5 protein-coding genes and 1 pseudogene are annotated in these 5093 nt (G+C 74.4%); 3 read left to right on the plus strand and 3 right to left on the minus strand.

The window, feature by feature from the left end; translation table 11 throughout:
* Positions 1-263 (plus strand): hypothetical protein (locus tag H5J29_RS20200; protein WP_220187682.1); only part of this gene is annotated, 263 nt, incomplete at its 5' end.
* Between the two features lie 103 nt (positions 264-366).
* Entirely contained in the window at positions 367-1800 is a 1434-nt protein-coding gene (gene gnd, locus H5J29_RS20205; RefSeq protein WP_181782616.1) for an NADP-dependent phosphogluconate dehydrogenase, read from the plus strand.
* A gap of 46 nt (positions 1801-1846) precedes the next feature.
* Here gnd and H5J29_RS20210 read toward each other — a convergent pair whose 3' ends face one another.
* Complete coding sequence (locus H5J29_RS20210; protein WP_181782617.1) at positions 1847-3382, minus strand: ATP-binding cassette domain-containing protein; 1536 nt, start codon at positions 3380-3382, stop codon at positions 1847-1849.
* A gap of 324 nt (positions 3383-3706) precedes the next feature.
* Here H5J29_RS20210 and H5J29_RS20215 point away from each other — a divergent pair, with 324 nt between their 5' ends.
* Positions 3707-4216, plus strand: a complete 510-nt coding sequence (locus H5J29_RS20215; protein WP_181782618.1) for a hypothetical protein — start codon at positions 3707-3709, stop codon at positions 4214-4216.
* On the opposite strand, the gene H5J29_RS20220 is transcribed toward H5J29_RS20215, so the two are convergent.
* Entirely contained in the window at positions 4209-4403 is a 195-nt protein-coding gene (locus tag H5J29_RS20220) for a hypothetical protein (protein WP_181782619.1), read from the minus strand. The genes H5J29_RS20215 and H5J29_RS20220 overlap by 8 nt on opposite strands.
* Positions 4404-4704: 301 nt before the next feature.
* A pseudogene (locus tag H5J29_RS20225) lies at positions 4705-5093 on the minus strand (pyridine nucleotide-disulfide oxidoreductase); the annotation flags it as partial.

Below are 5093 nucleotides of genomic sequence, written 5' to 3' on the forward strand. Positions count from 1 at the left end.
CCACCGGCGCACCGTCCGCGACCCCCGTCGTGGACCGCCCCGTGCTGGACCGCGCCGAGACACTCGCGCTGTCCGCCGTCGTCTGGGACATGGCGCTGGTCCACGGCCTGCTCGACCTCGATCTCGGCGGGGACGTCGAGGTGCTGCGGTACTGGGGCGCGGACGGTCCGCTGTTCACGGCCCCGCCGCCGGTCGCGCTCGCGGCGCACCGCAGGGTGGCCGCCCGGGTGTACGCGCTGTGGACGGCGGGGAGTCCCGCGTAGCGGATCACACCCGCGGGGTCGCCGCGGCCGCCGTCGGCGCGGCAGGATGGGCCTCCGGAGGCGCCCGGGCGGCGTCGCGGCGACAGCGAGGGAGCGTTCTTCCATGGCGGAGAAGAGCCGGATCGGCGTGACCGGGCTGGCGGTGATGGGGGCCAACCTGGCCCGCAACATCGCGAGCCGGGGGGTCCCGGTGGCCGTGCACAACCGCACGTACGCCAAGACCGAGCAGTTCATGGCCGACTACGCGGGTGAGGGCGACTTCACGGCGTCGGAGTCCGTGGCGGACTTCGTGAACTCGCTGGAGACGCCCCGGAAGATCATCGTCATGGTGAAGGCGGGCAAGCCCGTCGACGGGGTGATCTCCGAGCTCACCCCGCTGCTGGACGAGGGCGACATCATCATCGACGCGGGCAACTCGCACTTCCCGGACACCGTGCGCCGCACCGCGGAGTGCGAGGCGAACGGGCTGCGGTTCATGGGCGTCGGGGTGTCCGGCGGCGAGGAGGGCGCGCTGCTCGGGCCGAGCATCATGCCCGGCGGCGACCCGGCGGCGTACGAGGAGGTCCGCGAGATCTTCGAGTCCATCGCCGCCGTCGTCGACGGGACGCCGTGTGTCGTGCACGTCGGGCCGGGCGGGGCCGGGCACTACGTGAAGATGGTGCACAACGGCATCGAGTACGCCGACATCCAGCTCATCGCCGAGGCGTACGACCTGCTCACGAACGTCGCGGGGCTCGAGGCGCCCGCGGTCGGGAAGATCTTCGAGGAGTGGAACACCGGGGACCTCGACTCGTTCCTCATCGAGATCACCGGCAAGGTCCTCGCCAAGACGGACGAGAAGACCGGTAAGCCGCTGGTCGACGTGATCGTGGACCAGGCGGGCCAGAAGGGCACCGGCACCTGGACCGCGATCGACGCCCTGAACCTCGGCATCCCGCTGACCGGCATCACCGAGGCCGTGTTCGCGCGCGGGCTCTCCGCGCTGCGCTCCGAGCGGGCGGTGGCCGCGAAGACCCTCGCGGGCCCGAACCCGGCCAAGGCGGCGGACGACGAGTCGCTGGTCGAGGACATCCGCCAGGCCCTGTACGCCTCGAAGGTCGTGGCCTACGCGCAGGGCTTCGCCCAGATGCGGGCCGCGTCGGTGGAGAACGGCTGGGACCTCAAGCTGGGCGAGATGGCCACCATCTGGCGCGGCGGCTGCATCATCCGGGCGCGGTTCCTCAACCGGATCCGCGAGGCGTACGACGAGCACCCCGACCTGGACAACCTGCTCATGGTCCCGTACTTCACCGAGGCCGTGGCGAACGCGCAGGACGCGTGGCGGCGGGTGATCGTCAAGGCGACCGAGCAGGGGGTGCCGATCCCGGCGTTCTCCAGCTCGCTGAGCTACTACGACGGGTACCGCCGCGAGCGGGGCCCGGCCAACCTGATCCAGGGCCTGCGGGACTTCTTCGGCGCCCACACCTACAAGCGCATCGACGCCGAGGGCTCCTTCCACACCCGCTGGTCGCAGGACGGCACGGAGATCGAGAGCTGACCTGTCAGTGGCGATAGTCGCTAGGGCGACTATCGCCACTCCCAGGTCAGAGGGGGAGGGCGGGCCAGTCCCTCGTGTCCCTCAGGAGCTGTCGGTCGTGGGTGGCGACCACGACCGTGGCCGGCGTGTGGCGCAGGGCCGCGGTCAGCTCGTCGACGAGGGTGGCGCTGAGGTGGTTCGTGGGCTCGTCGAGCAGCAGCAGCCGCGGACGGGCGGCGAGCACCAGCGCCAGGTCCACCCGCCGTCGGGCGCCCACGGACAGCTCACCCAGCGGGCGGCTCGCGTCGCCGCCGGACAGCAGCCCCACCGCCCCGAGCGGCACCACCTCGTCCTCCGCGAGCTGCCCCGACGACACGAGACGGGCCGTCAGGGCCTCGTGCACCTGGTGGGCCGACCGGTCCGCAGGCAGGTCGGACTCCTGCCGCAGGTACCCGACCCGGCCTGCCGCGGCCGCCAGCCCGTCGAGCAGCGTGGACTTCCCCGCCCCGTTCGGGCCGGTGACCACGAGCCTGCCTCCCGCGCCCAGGTCGACGACGGTGCGCCCGAGCCTCCCCGGGACATCGACGACCGCGTGCAGCGCGGTCCCGGTGAGCGCGGGCACGGCGAACCGCAGCGGCGGCGGGGGTACCGACAGCCGGTGGGCCGCCAGCTCCTCCTGCCGCCGGTGCACCGCTCTGACCAGCGCCGGGGCCTTGGTCGCGCGGGTGTGCCGCCCGGTCCCCTTCGGCGGCCGCCACCCGGACTGCAACCGGTTCTGGGCCGCGGACAGGTCGTCGGCCAGCCGTCGGTGCTCCTCGCCCTGGTCGCGGTACGCGGTCTCCCACCGGGCCCGCTCCGCCGCCCGGCCCTCGCGGTACCCGGCCCACCCGCCGCCGTAGGTGCGCGGGCGGCCGTCGGAGGTGGGGTCGAGGTCCACGACCGTGGTCGCGACGTCCGCGAGCAGCGCCCGGTCGTGGCTCGCCAGCACGACCACGCCGGGATGGCTGCGCAGCCGCTCGGTGAGGTGGGCGAGCCCGCCGGCGTCGAGGTGGTTGGTGGGCTCGTCGAGCAGCAGGACCGGGTGCCGTGCGCCGAGCAGCCCGGCCAGCCGCACACGGTGCCGCCGGCCCACGGACAGCGTGCGCAGCGGCCGGGCGCGGTCGGTGACGGCGCCGAGGGCCGCCAGCGAGACGTCGACGCGACGATCGGCCGCCCAGGCGTCGAGCGCCTCGACCCTGGCCAGGGCCTCGTCGTAGGCCTCGGCGTCCTCGGCGACGGTCAGGGTGGCGGCGTCGAGCGCGGCCAGTGCGGCGCGGACCTCGGTCAGCTCCCGGTCGATCAGGTCGCCGACGGTCCCCGCGGCGGGGAGCTCCTGGTCGGCGACGCCCGTCGAGCCCGCCCGGCGGACCTCGCCGGAGTCCGGCACGAGGTCCCCGGCGAGCACGCGGAGCAGGGTGGTCTTGCCGCGGCCGTTCTCCCCGACGAGGGCGACGCGGTCGCCCGCCGCCGCGGTGAGGTCGACGCCGACGAGCACGGGACGCCCGCCCAGGGCGACGTGCACCCCGGACAGGGCGAGATGGGTGGTGAGCAGCGCGGAGCGCATGGGTGTTCCTCGGGTACACGAAGGACGGCGCCGCGGTCACGCGGAGCCCGGACGACGTCCCGCACTCAGAGGAAGAACAGCTGCCGGCTCACGGGAGCGACGCTACCGGCCGTGTCACCCGATTTCCGCGCACCGGGCGTCGCCTCCCGAGCACGCCCGCCGGCGCCGTCATGGGGCCGGAGACGTCGCCCGGTGCCGGCGGGTCGATGCCGATGTCCGGCACCGCATCGCCGAGCGGGTCACGACGAGGGGGAGGCCAGCACCACCGCAGGACGCCGGCTGATCACCTGGGCCGCCGCCCGCGGGCTTCGTAGCGTTGCCGCTATGCGAATCCGGACCCCGCTCCTGCTGCTCACCGCCGCCTCGATCACCGGGCTGACCGGCTGCGCGGCCCTCCCCGCCGCGCCCACCGTGGCCCCGGCGCCCGCCGTCGCGGTGGACGCGCCGCCGCAGGCACAGGTGCGGTTCGCCGTCGACCCGCGAGACGTCGCCGGCCTGACCCCCTACGACCTCACCGGAGTGACCGCCGACGGGAGCTGTTCGACGGACGCGGGGACCACCAAGGTCAGCGTCCGGGACGACGCGGCCCCGAAGGGCTCGCTCGAGGCGCTCTACCTGACCATCCCGGCCTCCGGCCCCCCTGTCGTCGAACCGACGTTCCACTCCGACCGTGGCGGCTGGAGCTACGACACGTCGTACGCGACCTCGGACGGCAGGCAGGGCTCCGCGACCGCGACGGCCACCGTGCGCGACGGGCGCCTGGAGGTCACGTTCGACGGCCGCACCTGGGACGGGGCCGTGTTCTCCGGCACCGCGAGCTGCCCGGTCACCTGAGCACGTCGACCGCCCGGGCCACCACGAAGCCGGTGACCGCGGACTGCAGCATCATCGTGAGCTTCGCCCAGCGGGACAGGGGGAGGACGTCGGTGGGGCTGAAGGCCGTCGTGTCGGTGAAGGCCAGGTAGAGGTAGTCCGCGACGTGCGGCTCCCGGGTCCGCGGGGCGAGGCCGGGGGACTGCATCTCCGCGAAGAGGAAGTCCGCAGCACGACCGACCAGGCGTTGGCCACGCTGACCACCCCGGCGAGGGCGAGCCCGGCGCGGCGGGCGAGGGTGCTGGTCCGGGTGATCCGCACCGGGTCGGCGGCCACGAGCAGCGCGAGGAACGCGAGCTCGAGCCCGGGGAGGACCCCGCGGGCGCGAAGGTGTCCGGCACTTGCAGCGGGTGGGTGGGTCTGCACGTTTCGTGCTCTCAGCGCGGTCCGTGCCACGCCAGGAGCACCCAACTCGCGATCTTGCCGCGCTCAGAGCACGAAACGTGCGATCACGCCGCCGCCTCGTCCCGCAGGAACTCCGCGATCTCGTGGGCCGCGCTCCGCCCCGCCCGGTTCGCGCCGATCGTGCTGGCCGAGGGGCCGTAGCCGACGAGGTGGACGCGGGGGTCGGCGAGGGCGCGGGTCCCGTCCAGCGCGATCCCGCCCTGCGGCGAGCGCAGGAGCAGCGGTGCGAGATGGCCCACCGCGGGCCGGAACCCGGTGGCCCACACCAGGACGTCGGCCACCTCCGTGCTCCCGTCCGCCCACTCCACCCCGGTGGGCGTGATCCGGCTGAACATCGGACGGCGGACGAGCACGCCCGCGTCGATCCCCGCCCGGTAGGCCTCGGTCAGCGGCAGTCCGGTCACGCTGACCACCGGGCGCGGTGGCAGCCCCT

This window comes from Pseudonocardia pini, assembly GCF_013870575.1.
GTDB lineage: Bacteria > Actinomycetota > Actinomycetes > Mycobacteriales > Pseudonocardiaceae > Pseudonocardia > Pseudonocardia pini.

Excerpts from the sequence above, each read along its gene's own strand:
- gnd (WP_181782616.1), top strand. The coding sequence starts at position 367 with ATGGCGGAGAAGAGCCGGATCGGCGTGACCGGGCTGGCGGTGATGGGG.
- H5J29_RS20210 (WP_181782617.1), bottom strand. The coding sequence starts at position 3,382 with ATGCGCTCCGCGCTGCTCACCACCCATCTCGCCCTGTCCGGGGTGCAC.
- H5J29_RS20215 (WP_181782618.1), top strand. The coding sequence starts at position 3,707 with ATGCGAATCCGGACCCCGCTCCTGCTGCTCACCGCCGCCTCGATCACC.
- H5J29_RS20220 (WP_181782619.1), bottom strand. The coding sequence starts at position 4,403 with ATGCAGTCCCCCGGCCTCGCCCCGCGGACCCGGGAGCCGCACGTCGCG.